The sequence below is a fragment of the Pseudomonas sp. GW456-L12 genome (assembly GCF_059424045.1).
In genome coordinates, this window is record NZ_JBWKZA010000008.1 from 91,694 (window position 1) to 105,857 (window position 14,164).

The following is a 14,164-nucleotide window of genomic DNA, read 5'->3' on the forward strand; positions in this document are numbered from 1 at the left end:
TACTATTGCCCAGGCTGTAACAGTCCTTGTCCACAATCGCTATTTTTCATTGCGCGGCCAGCCCTTATTCTGGCCTCGCTCTCACGGCAAACCGCCACGCAGAGTCGCCCAGAGGTGTGATCACGCCACCTTGGGGGCAAGAGGATTCAGAAGGTTTGAAGCAACGATATTCAGATCTTCACCGGGTGTTCACTGACGTTGATTTGTTGCTCCTTGATCTAACGTCTTCCTTCGGCCGCTGCCTTGCAGCGGCCTTTTTTATGCCCGGGGTTTTCTGTAGGAACGAGCTTGCTCGCGATAGCCGCAAAGCGGCGCTCCATCAGCCACATTGCATCATCGTTGACGATCTTCGCGAGCAAGCTCGCTCCTACAGAGGAGGCATTTCAGCCTTTGCGCTCATCGGGTTCGCAGTGGAAGCGATGCAACAGGCGATGGGCCACCGGCGCCAGGATCAGGCCGAAAGCGGCGACGAACACCAGGTTGGTATAGAGGCCGTAACTGGCGAAGAACAGCTTGCCCCCCGCCGTGGCGGGCATGGCCGCGGGGCCGATGCCACCAAGAACCATCGCGGCATTGAACAAGGCGTCGTCCCAGCTGACGCCCGGCTCGAAATACAGATGCCCGGCAATCCCCAGCAACAGCGAGATACCGATCAGGCCCAGGGTGGCCAGGACGTGCAGGAACAAGCGACGCAGAAACAGCAGGTGCGACAACAGCGGCTGGTTTTTTGATTCGTACATGGGCTGCCTTCCTTATGCGGTCGATGTTCGTCGAGGATAGGGCCCCACGCATAAGGAGTACAGCCGCGCAGGACGCGGCTGTGGGGACGGTGCAAGCTTGGCTGGGGGAAGCCTTCAGATCGCGTATTTCTGCAGGTTCTGCATCATCTCTTTCAAGGCTTCGATGTTGTCCTTGGGGTGCGCCGCGCCTTCGAAGTCGCAGATCTGCTGCCAGTGGGCGGCGACATCTTCCGGGGAAAAACCTTCACGCGGATCGAAGCCCAGGCCCAGGCTGCGCTCCCAGCGCACCTTGCCCATCCAGCCGCCACCGACCTCGAACAGGCCCGATGTCTCCTGGCAGTTCTCGCTGCCCAGGTACACCACCAGCGGGCTGACCAGCTCCGGCTTGAGTTGCTCGAACACCTGGGGCGGGATCAGCCCTTCGGTCATCCGCGTGCCGCCGGTTGGCGCGATGGCGTTGACCAGGATGTTGTTCTTGCGGCCTTCGATGGCCAGGGTGCGGGTCAGGCCGTAGAGGCCGAGCTTGGCCATGCCGTAGTTGGACTGGCCGAAGTTGCCGTAGATGCCGGAGGTGGACGCGGTGAAGATCACCCGGCCATAACCCTGCTCGCGCATGTGCGGCCAGGCGGCGCGGGTCACCTTGTAGGCGCCTTCGACATGGACGCGGTACACCAGGTCCCAATCGGCGTCTTCCATCTTGTGGAAGGTCTTGTCGCGCAAGATGCCGGCGTTGTTCACCACCACATCCACCCGGCCGAAGGCATCCAGGGCGTTCTGCACGATCTTGTCGCCGTCGGTCACCGAATCGTGGTTAGCCTCGGCGATGCCGCCGGCTTCGCGAATCTGCGCCACCACCCGGTCGGCCGCCGAGGCATTGGCGCCCTCGCCCTGGGTCGAACCGCCCAGGTCGTTGACCAGGACCTTCGCCCCGTGCCGGGCGAACAGCAATGCATGAGCCTGCCCCAGACCGCCGCCGGCACCGGTGACGATCACGACTTTATTCTCGAAGCGCACAGACTCACTCATACCGAACTCCCACAGGCCAGATGGACAACAGACGGACAATGGCTTCGAGTGTCAGGCAGGCGGCTGGTGGTCACAATAAACACGGCTGAAGCTGAATGGTGCGCAATAAGGCAGGGGGATGATCGAGGGGGAACGACGGCGTGGGCCGCATCGGCGTCTGGCATGCACAGGCCAAGGCCGCAGAACCGCGGTAGCTACGGACAGCGCGGGGCGCTCAGGAGCAGGCCAGTTTTCGCGGTGGAAACTCCAGGCTTTCGCGAAAGGCCAGATAATGCTTGAGCACCTGGACCGGGGCCTCGGTCTGCGGGTAGTGACCGATCCCGGCCAGCAGCACGGTATCCGGGGCGGGGATCAGTTGGCAGTAGCGCTCGACCATGTGCGCCCCGGAAATCGGATCCACCGCGCCGTCGATCACCCGTAGCGGCACCTCGCCGCGCTGCATCGCACTCACCCAACGGTCGCGCTGCACCCGGCGCTCGGGAATGTAGCCGATCAATTTATGCAGGATCCGCGGGCCGTTATTGGCCTCCACCAGGCTCCAGAAGTCATCCAGCACGCTTTCGCTGGGCCGGGTCTGCGGGCCGAAAATCTGGCTGAAACTCTTGGCCAGGCCCTCACGGCTGAAGGCGCGGCCGAGCATCCAGCCCAGCGGGCTGAGCAGCAGCTTCTGCGTCAGCACCGGGCGATGGGTTTCCGGGAACAGGCCGCCGTTGAGGAACACACAGCTGGCCATGTTGCAACGCTCTTCGTAGTGCCGGGCGAGCATTTCCTGGGCGACGCTGTCGCCATAGTCGTGGGCCAGCAGATGCACGGGGCTATCGATCCCCAGATGCTCGAGCAAGGCCTGCTGCAGGTCCGCCTGTTCCAGCAGGCTGTACTCGTGGTCCCGCGGCTTGGCCGAATCGCCAAACCCCAGCATGTCGCAGGCGATCACCCGATAGCGCTGCGCCAGGGGCTGCCACAGGTAATGCCAGTCCCAGGCGGCGGTGGGAAAACCATGGATCAGCAGCAGCGGCTCGCCCTGCCCCGCGGTCCAGTAGCGAATGGCATGGCCGCGAAACGCGAAGCTATGTCCGCGCTTGCGCCACACGCACAGAGGAATCTCGGCCATAGGCATCAGAGTTTATAACCCGCGTCTTGTTTATCGAGTTTGCGCAGCAGTGCCGGCCATGCCAGCGCGCCGCCCATGCCTTGAGCGCTTTTGGTGACCCCGGCGATCATCGCCTTGGCCCCGGCCAGAATCTGCGGCTCGATGGCGATCAGTTGCGCCGCACCGTTCTGCGCCAGCACCTGGATCTCGCAGGCGCGCTGGAAGGTGAACATCATCAGGAAGGTGTCGGCGATGGTGCCGCCACAGGTCAGCAGACCGTGGTTGTGCAGCATCAGGAAATTGCTGTCGCCGAGGTCGGCCTGCAGCCGGGCCTTTTCCTCGTGGTTCAGGGCCACGCCCTCATAGGCGTGATAGGCCAGGCTCGACAGCACGAACAGCGACTGCTGGCTGATGGGCAACACCCCCTGCTGCTGCGCGGACACCGCGACCCCGGCCGCGGTGTGGGTGTGCAGCACACAGGCCACATCGTGCCGCACTTCGTGCACGGCGCTGTGGATGGTGTAGCCGGCGGGGTTGATCTCGTAGGGGCTGTCCATCAGCTTGTTGCCGGCCTGGTCGACCTTCACCAGGCTGGAGGCTGTGATCTCATGGAACATCAGGCCGAACGGGTTGATCAGGAAATCTTCGGTGCCAGGGACCTTGGCGGAGATGTGGGTGAAGATCAGATCGTCCCAGCCATGCATCGCCACCAGGCGGTAGCAGGCGGCCAGGTCGACGCGGGTTTGCCATTCGGCGGTGCTGACCTGGTCTTTCACACTCGATGTCGATTGAACGGAGGATAGGCTCACGGCAAGGACCTCAGTGACGGCAGTTTTTTTATTATTTTTTGGACGTGGGGATCAGTCTAGTCAGCCCCTTGGGTTCAGGTAGTTGCCTTGGCAGCCAGCTTACTGACCGAGCGGGTCAGTGGTTATTTTAGTTGCAATCGGCACAGGTCAAACGTCAAAGCAACGACGCCAATAAAGGGGCGGCGAACAGGTTCAGCAGGCCCGTGAGGACCATCACCAACCCAGCCACCGAGCCCTCTTCGCCGCCGACTTCATGGGCGCGGCTGACCCCCGCGCCGTGGGCGCCGACCCCGAACAAAGCACCGCGAGCCAGGGCGCTGCGCAGCGGCAGCCACTTGAGCAGGACACCGCCGAGCATGGCGCCGAACACCCCGGTGAACATCACGAACACCGCCGTCAGTTCGGGCACGCCGCCCAGGTCATGGGCCAGCGGCATGGCGAAGGGCGTGGTGATCGAACGCGGCACCAGCGACAGGGTCACCGAGCTGTCCAGGGCCAGCACCCGCGCCAGGCCGAAGGAGCTGGCGATGGACGCCGCGCTGCCGGCCAGCATGCCCAGGAGCAAGGCCGACCAATGCCGCGCCAACAGTTGCCGCTGCTGCCAGATCGGCACTGCGAAAGCCACGGTGACCGGCCCCAGCACCAGCATCAGCCAATGGGTATTGGCGGCGTATTCGGCATAGGCGGTGTGCAGCGGCACGGCGATCGCCAACAGCAGGGCCGGCACCAGGATCAGCGGCGACAGCAGGTAGCGCCCGGTGCGCCGGTAGATCCAGCGGCTGAACAGATAGGCCGCGAGCGTCAGCAGCAGCCAGAACATCGGCATGGGTTCAAGCGTCATGGCGCATTCTCCAACGGCACACCCATTCCACCGTGAACGCGGTGACCAGCATCACCATCAGCGTACTGACGCCAATCACCAGCAGGATCCGCCAGCCGTCCTGGCGCAGCAGGCCGCCGTAGTCCAGCAGGCTCATCAGGGCCGGAATGAAGAACAGCAGCATCTCGGCCATCAGCAGGCCCGCGCCCATTTGCAGCGCCGCCGGCTTGACCCAGCCCAGGGCGAACGCCAGCAACAGCAGGGCCAGGCCGATCACCCCGCCAGGAATCGGCCACGCCAGCCACCCGGCCAGCTGGCAGCCGAACAGATAAATAGCCAGCAACACCGCCAGTTCGGATAACAGGCGACCCAAGTGTTTGAAGGTGGAAGCGTTCATGGAATTCGGTCCTCGCAGGCCTGCATTTTAGGCAAGCGCCTGCCATCACCGAAGCGAATTGTTAGACTGGAAGCCATTCCAGAATGGAATTAAGAGCACGGACCCAAAACATGGACTTCAAACAACTGCGCAGTTTTGTCGAAGTGATTCACCAGGGCGGTTTCACCCAGGCCGCCAAGACCCTGCACATCAGCCAGTCGGCGGTGAGCAAGCAGATCGCCCAGCTGGAGCAGAGCCTGGGCACGCCATTGCTGGATCGCCAGGGCTCGCACATTCATCTCACCGCCGCCGGCAGCGTGGTGCTGCAACGCGCCGAAGGCATGCTGCGCCTGCGCAATGAGTTGCTCAGCGAGCTGGACGACCTGAGCCTGTTGGCCCGTGGGGAATTGCGCCTGGGCCTGCCCCTGCTGGGCAGCGACGCACTGTTCGCCGGCCTGTTCGCCGAGTACCGCAGGCGCTACCCGAACATCAGCGTGCAGTTGCTTGAAGGCGGCAGCCTGAACATCGAGCAGGCGGTGCTCAACGGGGAACTGGAGATCGGCGGCAGCCTGACGCCCAAGGACCCGACCTTCGCTTACCAGCCTTTCTGCGACGAACCGCTGGATGCCTTGCTACCGGCCGATCATCCACTGGCGATCAAGGCCCAGGTGCGCCTGGAGGAACTGGCGGACACGCCGTTCCTGCTTTATCAGCGCAGTTTCGTGCTCAACGACCGGCTGCTGCAGGCCTGTCAGCAGGTGGGGTTCACCCCGAAGGAAGGTGGGCGCAGCGGCCAGGCGGACTTTCTCGCCGCCCTGGTGGCCGCCGGGCAAGGCGTGGTGCTGTTGCCCAGCGTGGTGGCGCGCGGCCTGGTGCGGCCCGGCGTGGTACGCCTGACGCTGCAAGCGCCCGACTACCTGCGTTGGGACATCGCCTTCATCTGGCGCCAGGGCGCCTATCTGTCCAAGGCCGCGCAAGCCTGGCTGGCGCTTTTGCGCGAGCGTCCGGTCAGCCGCGCAGAGCGCTGATCAACTCGGCCAGCCAAGGCTCGGCGTCGGTTTCCGGGGTCACGCTTTCGCTGGCGTCCAGGCGCAGCATTGCCAGCACTTCACGCACGCCCAGTTCGGCGAACAGCTCGCGCATTTGCTCGCCACCGCCACAGAAGGTGTCGCCATAGCTCGAATCGCCCAGGCCGATCACCGCGCCGGGCAAACCGCGCCAGGCCGCCGGCAGTTGATCGCGAATGGCCGAATACAGCGGCAGCAGGTTGTCCGGCAACTCGCCCATGCCGGTGGTCGAGGTCACGGCCAGGAACGCCTCGGGGCCGAACGCCTGGACATCCGCCAGGGTCGCACGCGGGTTGTGCCAGGCCTCGAAACCTGCGGCATTGAGGAGTTTGGCGGCGTGCCGGGCGACTTCTTCAGCCGTGCCGTACACCGAGCCGGAAAGGATGGCGACTTTCATCAATCTGATCCTGAAGCTGAGTAAAAGACTGGGATATTAACAGTTGCGCGAAAAAATCCAGCCTTGTAGCGCGATTTACCCATAATGGCCAGTGGACAGCTTCGCGCCATGTCTTAGAATTGCCGCCATCTGCCGATCGACTGCGGAAAGCCTCCGATGATCAACGCCCATCTGCTGCAACTGGTGATCAACGCCTCCAACGACGGGATCGTCGTTGCCGAACAGGAAGGCGAAGACAACATCATCATCTACGTGAACCCGGCGTTCGAACGGCTCACCGGCTACAGCGCCGACGAGGTGCTGTACCAGGATTGCCGCTTTCTCCAGTCGGGCGACCGGGACCAGCCGGCAATCCCGCTGATTCGCCAGGCCTTGGATAGCGGCCAGCCCTGCCGCCAGGTGCTGCGCAACTACCGCAAGGACGGCAGTCACTTCTGGAACGAACTGTCGATCACCCCGGTGTTCAACGAAAGCGACCAGTTGACCTATTTTGTCGGGGTGCAGAAAGATGTGACGGCCCAGGTCAAGGCCCAGCAACGGCTGGCGCAGGTGGAAAAGGAGCTGGCCGAAACCCGCGCGGAACTCGCCGCTTTCCAGGCGACGAGCGGCTCTAACAAGATGTCGAATTAGTTGTCAGTACGCTTAATCACCAATGATTTTGTCACCTTCCCCTTCGAGCAACATCATGCGCCGTGACGCTCTCCTCACCCAGGATGAACTGGACTTCATTCAGACCATGCAGCACAACCCGCAACTCAACATGCGGGATGCGAACTCGAGCCTGCTGGTGAATGGGGGCTCACAGATCCGCGACCTGCTCACCCGCCTGGCGGCCAATGAGCAAGTGACCATTCAGGCGCACTTTGAAAACCAGCAGATGACCTTTCCCCTGCACCTGGTGGAAGACGAGTTCCACGCGCTGCATCTGCGCCTGGGCGTGCCGAGCATCTTCGAGGATGGGCCGAGGGTCCGCCCCTGGCGCCTGACGCTGGCGGAGCCGGTGGCCTTGGAAAACGCCAAGGGGCAGCCCACTGCGCTGTGGGTGCATGAGGTGTCGTTCAACAGCGTGTTGCTGGAAATCCGCAACCGGGCCAAAGCGCCAAAGCAGTTCGCCCAGTGGTTCAGCCCATCGGGTTACGAGCGCATCGCCCTGCGCGGCCGCCTCGAACGCCAGACCGACGCCGGTTTCTATGCCTATCGGTTGAACCAGAGCGACACGGATGAAACCGAGCGCCTGCGCCAGTTCATCCTGCAACAGCACCGCCTGGCACACCCCAACCTGCACATCTGAAATCGCAGCTTTTGGCTGCCTGGGCATGAGTTCAGGTATCGAGCGTACCGCTGAGAAACTGCCGCAGGCGCTGCATCATCAAACGCCCGTCACTCCCCAGGCAGCCCACCGGCGAAGCGCTCAGGCTGTCCTGGGCCAGCTCGGCGACATCTCCCGCCAGCATCAGTGGACACCCCAGGGTCAGCGCCAGGCGGTTCAAGCGTCGAGGCAGCTCCGGCGCCGGCGCGTGATTGGAAAACAGCACCAGCGCCTGGGGCTTGATCTTCTCGCAGACCAGGGTCAGCTCGTCGAACGGCTGCCCCAGCGCCAACACCCGGACTTCCAACTCGGCACTGCCCAGCATCAGCGCCGCCACCAGCAATTCCAGCTCCCGGCATTGCCCGGCAAGCGCCGCCAGCAGCACCGGGCGCAGCGCTTGGCCGCGCTGTAACAGCAGGCGCTGGGAGAGCCGCGAACGCAGGAAGTGATCGAAGAACAGCCATTCGCTGGTGTGGCCGTAAGGTTCCTGGTACTGCGCCAGCTGCCGCCAGAACGGCATCAGGATGTCCTGGAACACCACCGACAATGAATAGCTGGCGAAGATCTGGCCGTACAGCCGCTCCAGGTGCGGCTCGTCGAAGCCGCCGACCGCCCGCTTGAGTTGCCCCTGCCACTGCAGGTAATCGCCCGATGCGCTGTCGCCCGGCATGGCCTGCGGCGCCTCGCGGGCGGCCCGGGTCTTGGCGAGGATCTTGCCGACCTTGCCGACCGCGACACCTCGATCGATCCAGCCGAGGATCTCGCGGACCGTCTCGACATCGTGCATCGAATACAAACGGTGCCCACTCTCGGTGCGCGTCGGCTGGATCAATCCATAACGACGCTCCCAGGCCCGCAGGGTCACCGGGTTGATCCCCGTGAGCCGTGAAACTTCCCGGATTGGAAACAGATCGTCCTGCGAGGGTTGGTCGAGGGGCTGTGTCGGGCGGGAAAGTTCAGTAATAACGGGCATCTGGGCAGAAAACACCGATGGATAAAGTGACGGCCATTCTACTCCCCATCGGTGACAGTTCTTCAACACAGGGCGAATCGACCGCTGCCTCTGGTGTATTTGTCACAATCAGGAATAATCCTTGCTTGCTTTCACGACGCAGCCCAACACCCCGGTGCTGCGTCCGGCGTACGGCCTTACCCAGGCAGCGCATTGGTTTTACGGAGATACATAATGTCTACCTCACCCGTCACCCTGATGGTCGCCCGGCGTGTCGCCGATGGCCGTTACCAGGACCTGATCGCCTGGCTGCGCGAAGGCGAACAATTGGCCACCGACTTCCCTGGTTATCTCGGCTCCGGCGTGCTCGCTCCGCCGCCCGACGATGACGAATTCCAGATCATCTTCCGCTTCGCCGACGAGCAGACCCTGCACGTCTGGGAGCACTCCGCCTCGCGCACCGCCTGGCTGGCCCGCGGCAGCGACCTGTTCGCCCATCCCCATGAACACCGGGTCAGCGGCATCGACGGTTGGTTCGGCGCGGCCGGCCAGCGCCCTCCGCGCTGGAAGCAGGCGGTGGCCATCTGGCTGGCGTTCTTCCCGGTGTCGCTGATCTTCAACTTCATCCTCAGCCCGTTGCTGGGCGAACTCAGCCTGGCGCCGCGGGTGCTCGTCAGCACCCTGGCCCTGACGCCGCTGATGGTCTACTGGTTCATTCCACTGTCCACCCGCCTGTTGTCCGGGTGGCTGAATAGCACGCCGCCCCGTCCGCTGCCGGCAGCACCTTCCCCACAGAGCCACATCTAGCAGCCGGCTCGCCGGTGATGAGCGATAACGCGGTCTGCCAGACAGACCGCGGCGCCATCATCGCGGGCAAGTCGGATCGCCGCCCGCTCGCTCCTGCAGCGGCTTGGGCGAACCCCGCCCCGCGCTGGTATAGTTTTGCTCTACCTGCGACGCGAGCCGTTCATGACTACTTCCCCTGCCCCGATCCTGATCACCGGCGCCGGCCAGCGTGTCGGCCTGCATTGCGCATTGCGCCTGCTGGAAGACGGTCACCGGGTGATCATCAGCTATCGCACCGAACGCCCCGGCGTGCAGGCCTTGCGCGAGCGTGGCGCGATAGCCCTGTTCGCTGACTTTTCCAGCGAAGCCGGGATCCAGGCCTTCATCAGCCAATTGCACGAGCACACCGACAGCCTGCGGGCGATCGTGCACAACGCCTCGCAATGGCTGGAGGAAACGCCCGGCCAGGAAAGCGCGGCCTTCGCCGACATGTTCAGCGTGCACATGCTCGCGCCCTACCTGATCAACCTGCATTGCGCCGACCTGCTGCGGCGCTCCAGCCCCGCCGACATCGTGCACATCGGCGACGACGTCACGCGCCGCGGCAGCAGCAAGCACATCGCCTATTGCGCCACCAAGGCCGGCCTCGACAGCCTGACCCTGTCCTTCGCGGCGAAATATGCCCCGACAATCAAGGTCAACGGCATCGCCCCGGCTCTGTTAATGTTCAATCCCGACGACGACGCGGCGTACCGCGCCAAGGCCCTGGCCAAGTCCGCCCTGGGCATCGAACCCGGTTGCGAGGTGGTCTACCAGAGCCTGCGTTATCTGCTCGACAACCCTTATGTCACCGGCACGACCCTGACCGTCAACGGCGGGCGGCACCTCAAGTAAGGCTTCCCGCGAGGACGTTGCATGACGCTTTCCCTGCCCCAGCACTACCGCGAGATCCTCAAGGGTCTCGGCGAAGACCCCGAGCGCGAAGGCCTGCTCGACACCCCGCAACGCGCGGCCAAGGCCATGCAGTACCTGTGTCATGGCTATAGCCAGTCGGTGGACGAGGTGGTCAATGGCGCGCTGTTCGCCTCCGACAACGATGAAATGGTCATAGTCGCCGACATCGAACTCTATTCCCTGTGCGAACATCACCTGCTGCCCTTCATCGGCAAGGCCCATGTGGCTTATATTCCCACCGGCAAGGTGCTGGGCCTGTCGAAGATCGCCCGGATCGTCGACATGTTCGCCCGCCGCCTGCAGATCCAGGAAAACCTCACGCGGGAAATCGCCGACGCGGTGCAGCGGGTAACCCAGGCCGCCGGCGTCGCGGTGGTCGTCGAAGCCCAGCACATGTGCATGATGATGCGCGGTGTCGAGAAGCAGAACTCGACCATGCACACTTCGGTGATGCTCGGCGCCTTTCGCGATTCGAGCACCACGCGCCAGGAATTCCTGCAATTGATCGGACGGAGCAAGTAGCAATGCCACAACTTCAGCCAGGAATGGCTCGCATCCGGGTCAAGGACCTGTGCCTGCGGACCTTCATCGGAATCAACGAAGACGAGATCCTCAACAAGCAGGATGTGCTGATCAACCTGACCATCCTGTATGCCGCGCAAGAAGCCGTGCGCGACAACGACATCGACCATGCGCTGAACTACCGCACCATCACCAAGGCAATCATCGCCCACGTGGAGGGCAACCGCTTTGCCCTGCTCGAGCGCCTGACCCAGGAAATCCTCGATCTGATCATGGCCAACGAATCGGTGCTGTACGCCGAGGTCGAAGTCGACAAACCCCACGCCCTGCGTTTCGCCGAGTCGGTATCGATCACGCTTGCAGCGAGCCGCTAGCTACAAGCGGCAAGCTTCAAGCTGTAAACTTCCAGCCACCGCAATCCATCTTGCAGCTTGAAGCTTGCCACTTGAAGCTGTCTCAGAGAGACCTATGACCCCCCAACAACGCCTGGAACTCGAAGCCGCCGCCTTCCGCCGCCTGGTCGCGCACCTGGACAGCCGCAAGGACGTGCAGAACATCGACCTGATGAACCTCGCCGGCTTCTGCCGCAACTGCCTGTCCAAGTGGTACAAGGCCGAGGCCGACGAGCGCCAGATCGAGGTCAGCCTCGATGACGCCCGTGAAGTGGTGTATGGCATGCCCTACGCCGAGTGGAAGAACCTCTACCAGAAAGAAGCCAGCGCCGAGCAGCAAGCGGCGTTCGCCAAAGGAAAACCCCATGACTGACCTGAACACCCTGCGCGCCAGCCTCAAGAGCGGCGAGCACGCCTTCGCCGACACCCTGGCCTTTATCGCCGCCGGCTACGACTACCAGCCACAAGCCTTCAACAACGGTGGCGTGGAAAACGCCGCCGGGCAGAACGAAGGTTCGTGCAAGACCCTGGGCCTGGCCCTGCTGGAAGGCTTGAGCGACGAGGAAGCGCTGTTGGCGTTCGGCGAGCATTACCGCTCGGTGCTGGCGACCCCTGAAGGCAGCGACCACGGCAATATCCGCGCGCTGATCGCCCATGGCCTGGCGGGTGTGAAGTTTGCCCAGCAGCCACTCAGGCGCCGCTGACCTGTAGGAGCGAGGCTTGCCCGCGATCCAGACAACGCGGTGCTGCAGATAGACCGCGTGGAGCCTATCGCGGGCAAGTCGGATCGCCGCCCGCTCGCTCCTACGGAAACAACAGACACAAAAAAACCGGCCTGGGCCGGTTTTTTCATTGCAACGGTCTGAGAATCAAGCGTTCTGCAGGTCGTCCAGGTAACGCTCGGTGTCCAGGGCGGCCATGCAACCGGCGCCGGCCGAGGTAATGGCCTGGCGGTACACGTGGTCGGCCACGTCGCCGGCGGCGAAGATGCCTGCGATGCTGGTAGCGGTGGCATTGCCTTCACGGCCGCCCTGCACGACCAGGTAGCCGTCCTTCAGCTCCAGCTGGCCTTCGAACAGCGAAGTGTTCGGGGTGTGGCCAATAGCGATGAACACACCGTCGACCTTGATTTCGTCGAAACTGCCATCGTTGTTCTTCAGCCGCGCGCCGGTGACACCCATGTTGTCGCCCAGCACTTCGTCCAGGTTGGCGTTCAGCTTGAGTTCGATCTTGCCTTCGGCAACCCGGGCATTGAGCTTGTCGATCAGGATCTTCTCGGCGCGGAAGGTATCGCGACGGTGGATCAGGGTGACCTTGCTGGCGATGTTGGCCAGGTACAGGGCTTCTTCGACAGCAGTGTTGCCGCCACCGACCACGGCCACTGGCTTGTTGCGATAGAAGAAACCGTCGCAGGTCGCGCAGGCCGACACGCCCTTGCCCATGAACGCTTCCTCCGAAGGCAGGCCCAGGTAACGGGCGCTGGCGCCGGTGGCGATGATCAAGGCGTCGCAGGTGTAGGTCGCGCTGTCACCGGTCAGGGTGTAAGGCTTGGCGGCGAAGTCCACGGCATTGATGTGATCGAAGACGATTTCGGTCTCGAAACGCTCGGCGTGTTCACGCATGCGCTCCATCAGCGCCGGGCCGGTCAGGCCGTGGACGTCGCCCGGCCAGTTGTCGACTTCGGTGGTGGTGGTCAGCTGACCGCCGGCCTGCATGCCGGTAATCAGCAGCGGCTTCAGGTTGGCGCGGGCGGCATAGACCGCGGCGCTGTAACCGGCAGGGCCGGAACCGAGAATAATCACACGCGAATGACGTACATCAGACATGACTCACTCCTATCGACCGGCCCGGATCACTGGCGCGGAACGCCGGATTGCCGGCTGGAATAAAAAAGGACGGCGAAAGCACTTGGGGAAGGCTTCAGGTTCGCCCGTCCGAAAAATAATGGGTGCAGCGTATAGAGGGGGCGAAGATTAAGGAAATACGGTTTAACAATCCAGCTCATAGGAGGTCTCTATCCTGTATCGGCGTATTTACCGGCGCCTTTGTTACAGTTGATGTCGACCTAACGACCGCGCTTTCGCCGGTGGGGCAAAGCCGGTAAGGTCGGCGCGTTTTCCCCCTGCACGGAGCTCCCTATGCCCGCCCCCGTTCTGTCCGGCCCGCAATACCTGCGCGAAGGCCTCAAGCTGGTGCTCAGCCCCGGCCTGCGTCTGTTCGTCCTTTTGCCCCTGGCCATCAACCTGGTGCTGTTCGTCGGATTGATCTATTTCGCCGGCCATCAGTTCAGCCTGTGGGTCGACACCCTGATGCCGTCCCTGCCGGACTGGCTGAGCTTTCTCAGCTACATCCTCTGGCCGCTGTTCGTGGTGCTGGTGCTGCTGATGGTGTTTTTCACCTTCACCATGCTGGCCAACGTGATTGCCGCGCCCTTCAACGGGTTTCTCGCGGAGAAAGTCGAAGTGGTGGTCCGTGGCACCGACGATTTCCCGCCCTTCAGCTGGGCCGAACTGCTGGCCATGATCCCGCGCACCCTGGCCCGGGAAATGCGCAAGCTGGGTTATTTCCTGCCGCGGGCCATCGGCCTGTTCATCCTGTCCTTCATCCCGGTGGTGAACCTGGTGGCCGCGCCGCTGTGGCTGCTGTTCGGCGTATGGATGATGGCGATCCAGTACATCGACTACCCGGCGGACAACCACAAGCTGGGCTGGAACGAGATGCTCGCCTGGCTACGGGAAAAGCGCTGGCAGAGCATGAGCTTTGGCGGGATCGTCTATCTGGTGCTGCTGATCCCGGTGGTCAACATCCTGATGATGCCGGCGGCGGTGGCCGGGGCGACGCTGTTCTGGGTGAGTGAGCGCGGCGCGGAAAGCCTGGTGACCCAGCAGCGCTGAGCGGGTCACAAATCCATCATCGCAACGTCA

20 protein-coding genes are annotated in these 14,164 nt (G+C 63.1%); 10 read left to right on the forward strand and 10 right to left on the reverse strand.

Going from position 1 to position 14,164, the window contains the following annotated elements:
• Positions 1 to 218: 218 nt before the first annotated feature.
• The 7 genes from AC07Y9_RS12730 to AC07Y9_RS12760 form a co-directional block, all read right to left on the reverse strand.
• Positions 219 to 359, reverse strand: coding sequence for a hypothetical protein (locus AC07Y9_RS12730; RefSeq protein ID WP_156376433.1), 141 nt, complete (start codon positions 357 to 359; stop codon positions 219 to 221).
• A gap of 24 nt (positions 360 to 383) precedes the next feature.
• Positions 384 to 740 carry a hypothetical protein gene (locus AC07Y9_RS12735; protein WP_087091275.1) on the reverse strand — a complete coding sequence of 119 codons (357 nt, stop codon included), beginning with the start codon at positions 738 to 740 and terminating at the stop codon, positions 384 to 386.
• Positions 741 to 854: 114 nt separating this feature from the next.
• Positions 855 to 1,766, reverse strand: a complete 912-nt coding sequence (locus AC07Y9_RS12740; RefSeq protein WP_007929802.1) for an SDR family oxidoreductase — start codon at positions 1,764 to 1,766, stop codon at positions 855 to 857.
• 214 nt (positions 1,767 to 1,980) lie between these two features.
• A complete protein-coding gene (locus AC07Y9_RS12745; protein WP_087091273.1) occupies positions 1,981 to 2,883 on the reverse strand; it encodes an alpha/beta fold hydrolase in 903 nt (300 codons plus the stop codon).
• A complete protein-coding gene (locus AC07Y9_RS12750; protein WP_053259672.1) occupies positions 2,883 to 3,665 on the reverse strand; it encodes a class II aldolase/adducin family protein in 783 nt (260 codons plus the stop codon). The genes AC07Y9_RS12745 and AC07Y9_RS12750 overlap by 1 nt, the downstream gene beginning before the upstream one ends.
• 154 nt (positions 3,666 to 3,819) lie before the next feature.
• Positions 3,820 to 4,506, reverse strand: coding sequence for an LrgB family protein (locus AC07Y9_RS12755; protein ID WP_007929805.1), 687 nt, complete (start codon positions 4,504 to 4,506; stop codon positions 3,820 to 3,822).
• The gene (locus tag AC07Y9_RS12760; RefSeq protein ID WP_102678620.1) at positions 4,496 to 4,882 is read right to left on the reverse strand and encodes a CidA/LrgA family protein; all 387 of its coding nucleotides are present in this window, start codon (positions 4,880 to 4,882) and stop codon (positions 4,496 to 4,498) included. Before AC07Y9_RS12760 ends, AC07Y9_RS12755 begins: the two co-directional genes overlap by 11 nt.
• Positions 4,883 to 4,992: 110 nt before the next feature.
• Here AC07Y9_RS12760 and AC07Y9_RS12765 point away from each other — a divergent pair, with 110 nt between their 5' ends.
• On the forward strand, positions 4,993 to 5,889 hold the full coding sequence (locus AC07Y9_RS12765; RefSeq protein WP_007929807.1) for a LysR family transcriptional regulator: 897 nt from the start codon (positions 4,993 to 4,995) through the stop codon (positions 5,887 to 5,889).
• Here AC07Y9_RS12765 and AC07Y9_RS12770 read toward each other — a convergent pair.
• Positions 5,870 to 6,325 carry a flavodoxin gene (locus tag AC07Y9_RS12770; RefSeq protein WP_053259670.1) on the reverse strand — a complete coding sequence of 152 codons (456 nt, stop codon included), beginning with the start codon at positions 6,323 to 6,325 and terminating at the stop codon, positions 5,870 to 5,872. The two genes, AC07Y9_RS12765 and AC07Y9_RS12770, sit on opposite strands and share 20 nt — an antisense overlap.
• A gap of 156 nt (positions 6,326 to 6,481) precedes the next feature.
• Between AC07Y9_RS12770 and AC07Y9_RS12775 the strand changes: the two genes are divergently transcribed.
• Entirely contained in the window at positions 6,482 to 6,955 is a 474-nt protein-coding gene (locus AC07Y9_RS12775) for a PAS domain-containing protein (protein ID WP_102678621.1), read from the forward strand.
• 55 nt (positions 6,956 to 7,010) lie between these two features.
• Positions 7,011 to 7,616 carry a hypothetical protein gene (locus AC07Y9_RS12780; RefSeq protein WP_102678622.1) on the forward strand — a complete coding sequence of 202 codons (606 nt, stop codon included), beginning with the start codon at positions 7,011 to 7,013 and terminating at the stop codon, positions 7,614 to 7,616.
• Positions 7,617 to 7,647: 31 nt separating this feature from the next.
• Here the strand turns inward: AC07Y9_RS12780 and AC07Y9_RS12785 are convergent, their stop codons facing one another.
• On the reverse strand, positions 7,648 to 8,607 hold the full coding sequence (locus tag AC07Y9_RS12785; protein WP_102678623.1) for a MerR family transcriptional regulator: 960 nt from the start codon (positions 8,605 to 8,607) through the stop codon (positions 7,648 to 7,650).
• Between the two features lie 213 nt (positions 8,608 to 8,820).
• Between AC07Y9_RS12785 and AC07Y9_RS12790 the strand changes: the two genes are divergently transcribed.
• The 6 genes from AC07Y9_RS12790 to AC07Y9_RS12815 all read left to right on the forward strand — a co-directional run bounded on the left by AC07Y9_RS12790 (position 8,821) and on the right by AC07Y9_RS12815 (position 11,944).
• Positions 8,821 to 9,393: an antibiotic biosynthesis monooxygenase gene (locus AC07Y9_RS12790; RefSeq protein ID WP_102678624.1), complete on the forward strand. Its 573-nt coding sequence runs from the start codon at positions 8,821 to 8,823 to the stop codon at positions 9,391 to 9,393.
• A 162-nt stretch (positions 9,394 to 9,555) separates the two neighbouring features.
• A complete protein-coding gene (folM, locus tag AC07Y9_RS12795; protein WP_007929827.1) occupies positions 9,556 to 10,266 on the forward strand; it encodes a dihydromonapterin reductase in 711 nt (236 codons plus the stop codon).
• 21 nt (positions 10,267 to 10,287) lie between these two features.
• Positions 10,288 to 10,848, forward strand: coding sequence for a GTP cyclohydrolase I FolE (folE, locus tag AC07Y9_RS12800; protein ID WP_007929828.1), 561 nt, complete (start codon positions 10,288 to 10,290; stop codon positions 10,846 to 10,848).
• Between the two features lie 2 nt (positions 10,849 to 10,850).
• Positions 10,851 to 11,222, forward strand: coding sequence for a dihydroneopterin triphosphate 2'-epimerase (gene folX / locus AC07Y9_RS12805; RefSeq protein WP_007929829.1), 372 nt, complete (start codon positions 10,851 to 10,853; stop codon positions 11,220 to 11,222).
• A 94-nt stretch (positions 11,223 to 11,316) separates the two neighbouring features.
• Complete coding sequence (locus tag AC07Y9_RS12810) at positions 11,317 to 11,613, forward strand: DUF1244 domain-containing protein (RefSeq protein ID WP_053259666.1); 297 nt, start codon at positions 11,317 to 11,319, stop codon at positions 11,611 to 11,613.
• The gene (locus tag AC07Y9_RS12815; protein WP_173679749.1) at positions 11,606 to 11,944 is read left to right on the forward strand and encodes a HopJ type III effector protein; all 339 of its coding nucleotides are present in this window, start codon (positions 11,606 to 11,608) and stop codon (positions 11,942 to 11,944) included. Before AC07Y9_RS12810 ends, AC07Y9_RS12815 begins: the two co-directional genes overlap by 8 nt.
• 165 nt (positions 11,945 to 12,109) lie before the next feature.
• Here AC07Y9_RS12815 and trxB read toward each other — a convergent pair whose 3' ends face one another.
• Positions 12,110 to 13,066, reverse strand: a complete 957-nt coding sequence (trxB, locus tag AC07Y9_RS12820; RefSeq protein ID WP_007929833.1) for a thioredoxin-disulfide reductase — start codon at positions 13,064 to 13,066, stop codon at positions 12,110 to 12,112.
• Positions 13,067 to 13,378: 312 nt separating this feature from the next.
• Here trxB and cysZ point away from each other — a divergent pair, with 312 nt between their 5' ends.
• The gene (cysZ, locus tag AC07Y9_RS12825; RefSeq protein ID WP_087091266.1) at positions 13,379 to 14,134 is read left to right on the forward strand and encodes a sulfate transporter CysZ; all 756 of its coding nucleotides are present in this window, start codon (positions 13,379 to 13,381) and stop codon (positions 14,132 to 14,134) included.
• Positions 14,135 to 14,164 lie beyond the last annotated feature (30 nt).

What these genes read in the sequence shown, in the direction of transcription:
- folM (WP_007929827.1), top strand. Translation starts at nt 9,556, where the DNA reads ATGACTACTTCCCCTGCCCCGATCCTGATCACCGGCGCCGGCCAGCGT.
- AC07Y9_RS12755 (WP_007929805.1), bottom strand. Translation starts at nt 4,506, where the DNA reads ATGACGCTTGAACCCATGCCGATGTTCTGGCTGCTGCTGACGCTCGCG.
- AC07Y9_RS12765 (WP_007929807.1), top strand. Translation starts at nt 4,993, where the DNA reads ATGGACTTCAAACAACTGCGCAGTTTTGTCGAAGTGATTCACCAGGGC.
- AC07Y9_RS12810 (WP_053259666.1), top strand. Translation starts at nt 11,317, where the DNA reads ATGACCCCCCAACAACGCCTGGAACTCGAAGCCGCCGCCTTCCGCCGC.
- AC07Y9_RS12760 (WP_102678620.1), bottom strand. Translation starts at nt 4,882, where the DNA reads ATGAACGCTTCCACCTTCAAACACTTGGGTCGCCTGTTATCCGAACTG.
- folX (WP_007929829.1), top strand. Translation starts at nt 10,851, where the DNA reads ATGCCACAACTTCAGCCAGGAATGGCTCGCATCCGGGTCAAGGACCTG.
- trxB (WP_007929833.1), bottom strand. Translation starts at nt 13,066, where the DNA reads ATGTCTGATGTACGTCATTCGCGTGTGATTATTCTCGGTTCCGGCCCT.
- AC07Y9_RS12815 (WP_173679749.1), top strand. Translation starts at nt 11,606, where the DNA reads ATGACTGACCTGAACACCCTGCGCGCCAGCCTCAAGAGCGGCGAGCAC.
- AC07Y9_RS12735 (WP_087091275.1), bottom strand. Translation starts at nt 740, where the DNA reads ATGTACGAATCAAAAAACCAGCCGCTGTTGTCGCACCTGCTGTTTCTG.
- AC07Y9_RS12780 (WP_102678622.1), top strand. Translation starts at nt 7,011, where the DNA reads ATGCGCCGTGACGCTCTCCTCACCCAGGATGAACTGGACTTCATTCAG.
- cysZ (WP_087091266.1), top strand. Translation starts at nt 13,379, where the DNA reads ATGCCCGCCCCCGTTCTGTCCGGCCCGCAATACCTGCGCGAAGGCCTC.
- AC07Y9_RS12770 (WP_053259670.1), bottom strand. Translation starts at nt 6,325, where the DNA reads ATGAAAGTCGCCATCCTTTCCGGCTCGGTGTACGGCACGGCTGAAGAA.
- AC07Y9_RS12740 (WP_007929802.1), bottom strand. Translation starts at nt 1,766, where the DNA reads ATGAGTGAGTCTGTGCGCTTCGAGAATAAAGTCGTGATCGTCACCGGT.
- AC07Y9_RS12745 (WP_087091273.1), bottom strand. Translation starts at nt 2,883, where the DNA reads ATGCCTATGGCCGAGATTCCTCTGTGCGTGTGGCGCAAGCGCGGACAT.
- AC07Y9_RS12775 (WP_102678621.1), top strand. Translation starts at nt 6,482, where the DNA reads ATGATCAACGCCCATCTGCTGCAACTGGTGATCAACGCCTCCAACGAC.
- folE (WP_007929828.1), top strand. Translation starts at nt 10,288, where the DNA reads ATGACGCTTTCCCTGCCCCAGCACTACCGCGAGATCCTCAAGGGTCTC.
- AC07Y9_RS12785 (WP_102678623.1), bottom strand. Translation starts at nt 8,607, where the DNA reads ATGCCCGTTATTACTGAACTTTCCCGCCCGACACAGCCCCTCGACCAA.
- AC07Y9_RS12790 (WP_102678624.1), top strand. Translation starts at nt 8,821, where the DNA reads ATGTCTACCTCACCCGTCACCCTGATGGTCGCCCGGCGTGTCGCCGAT.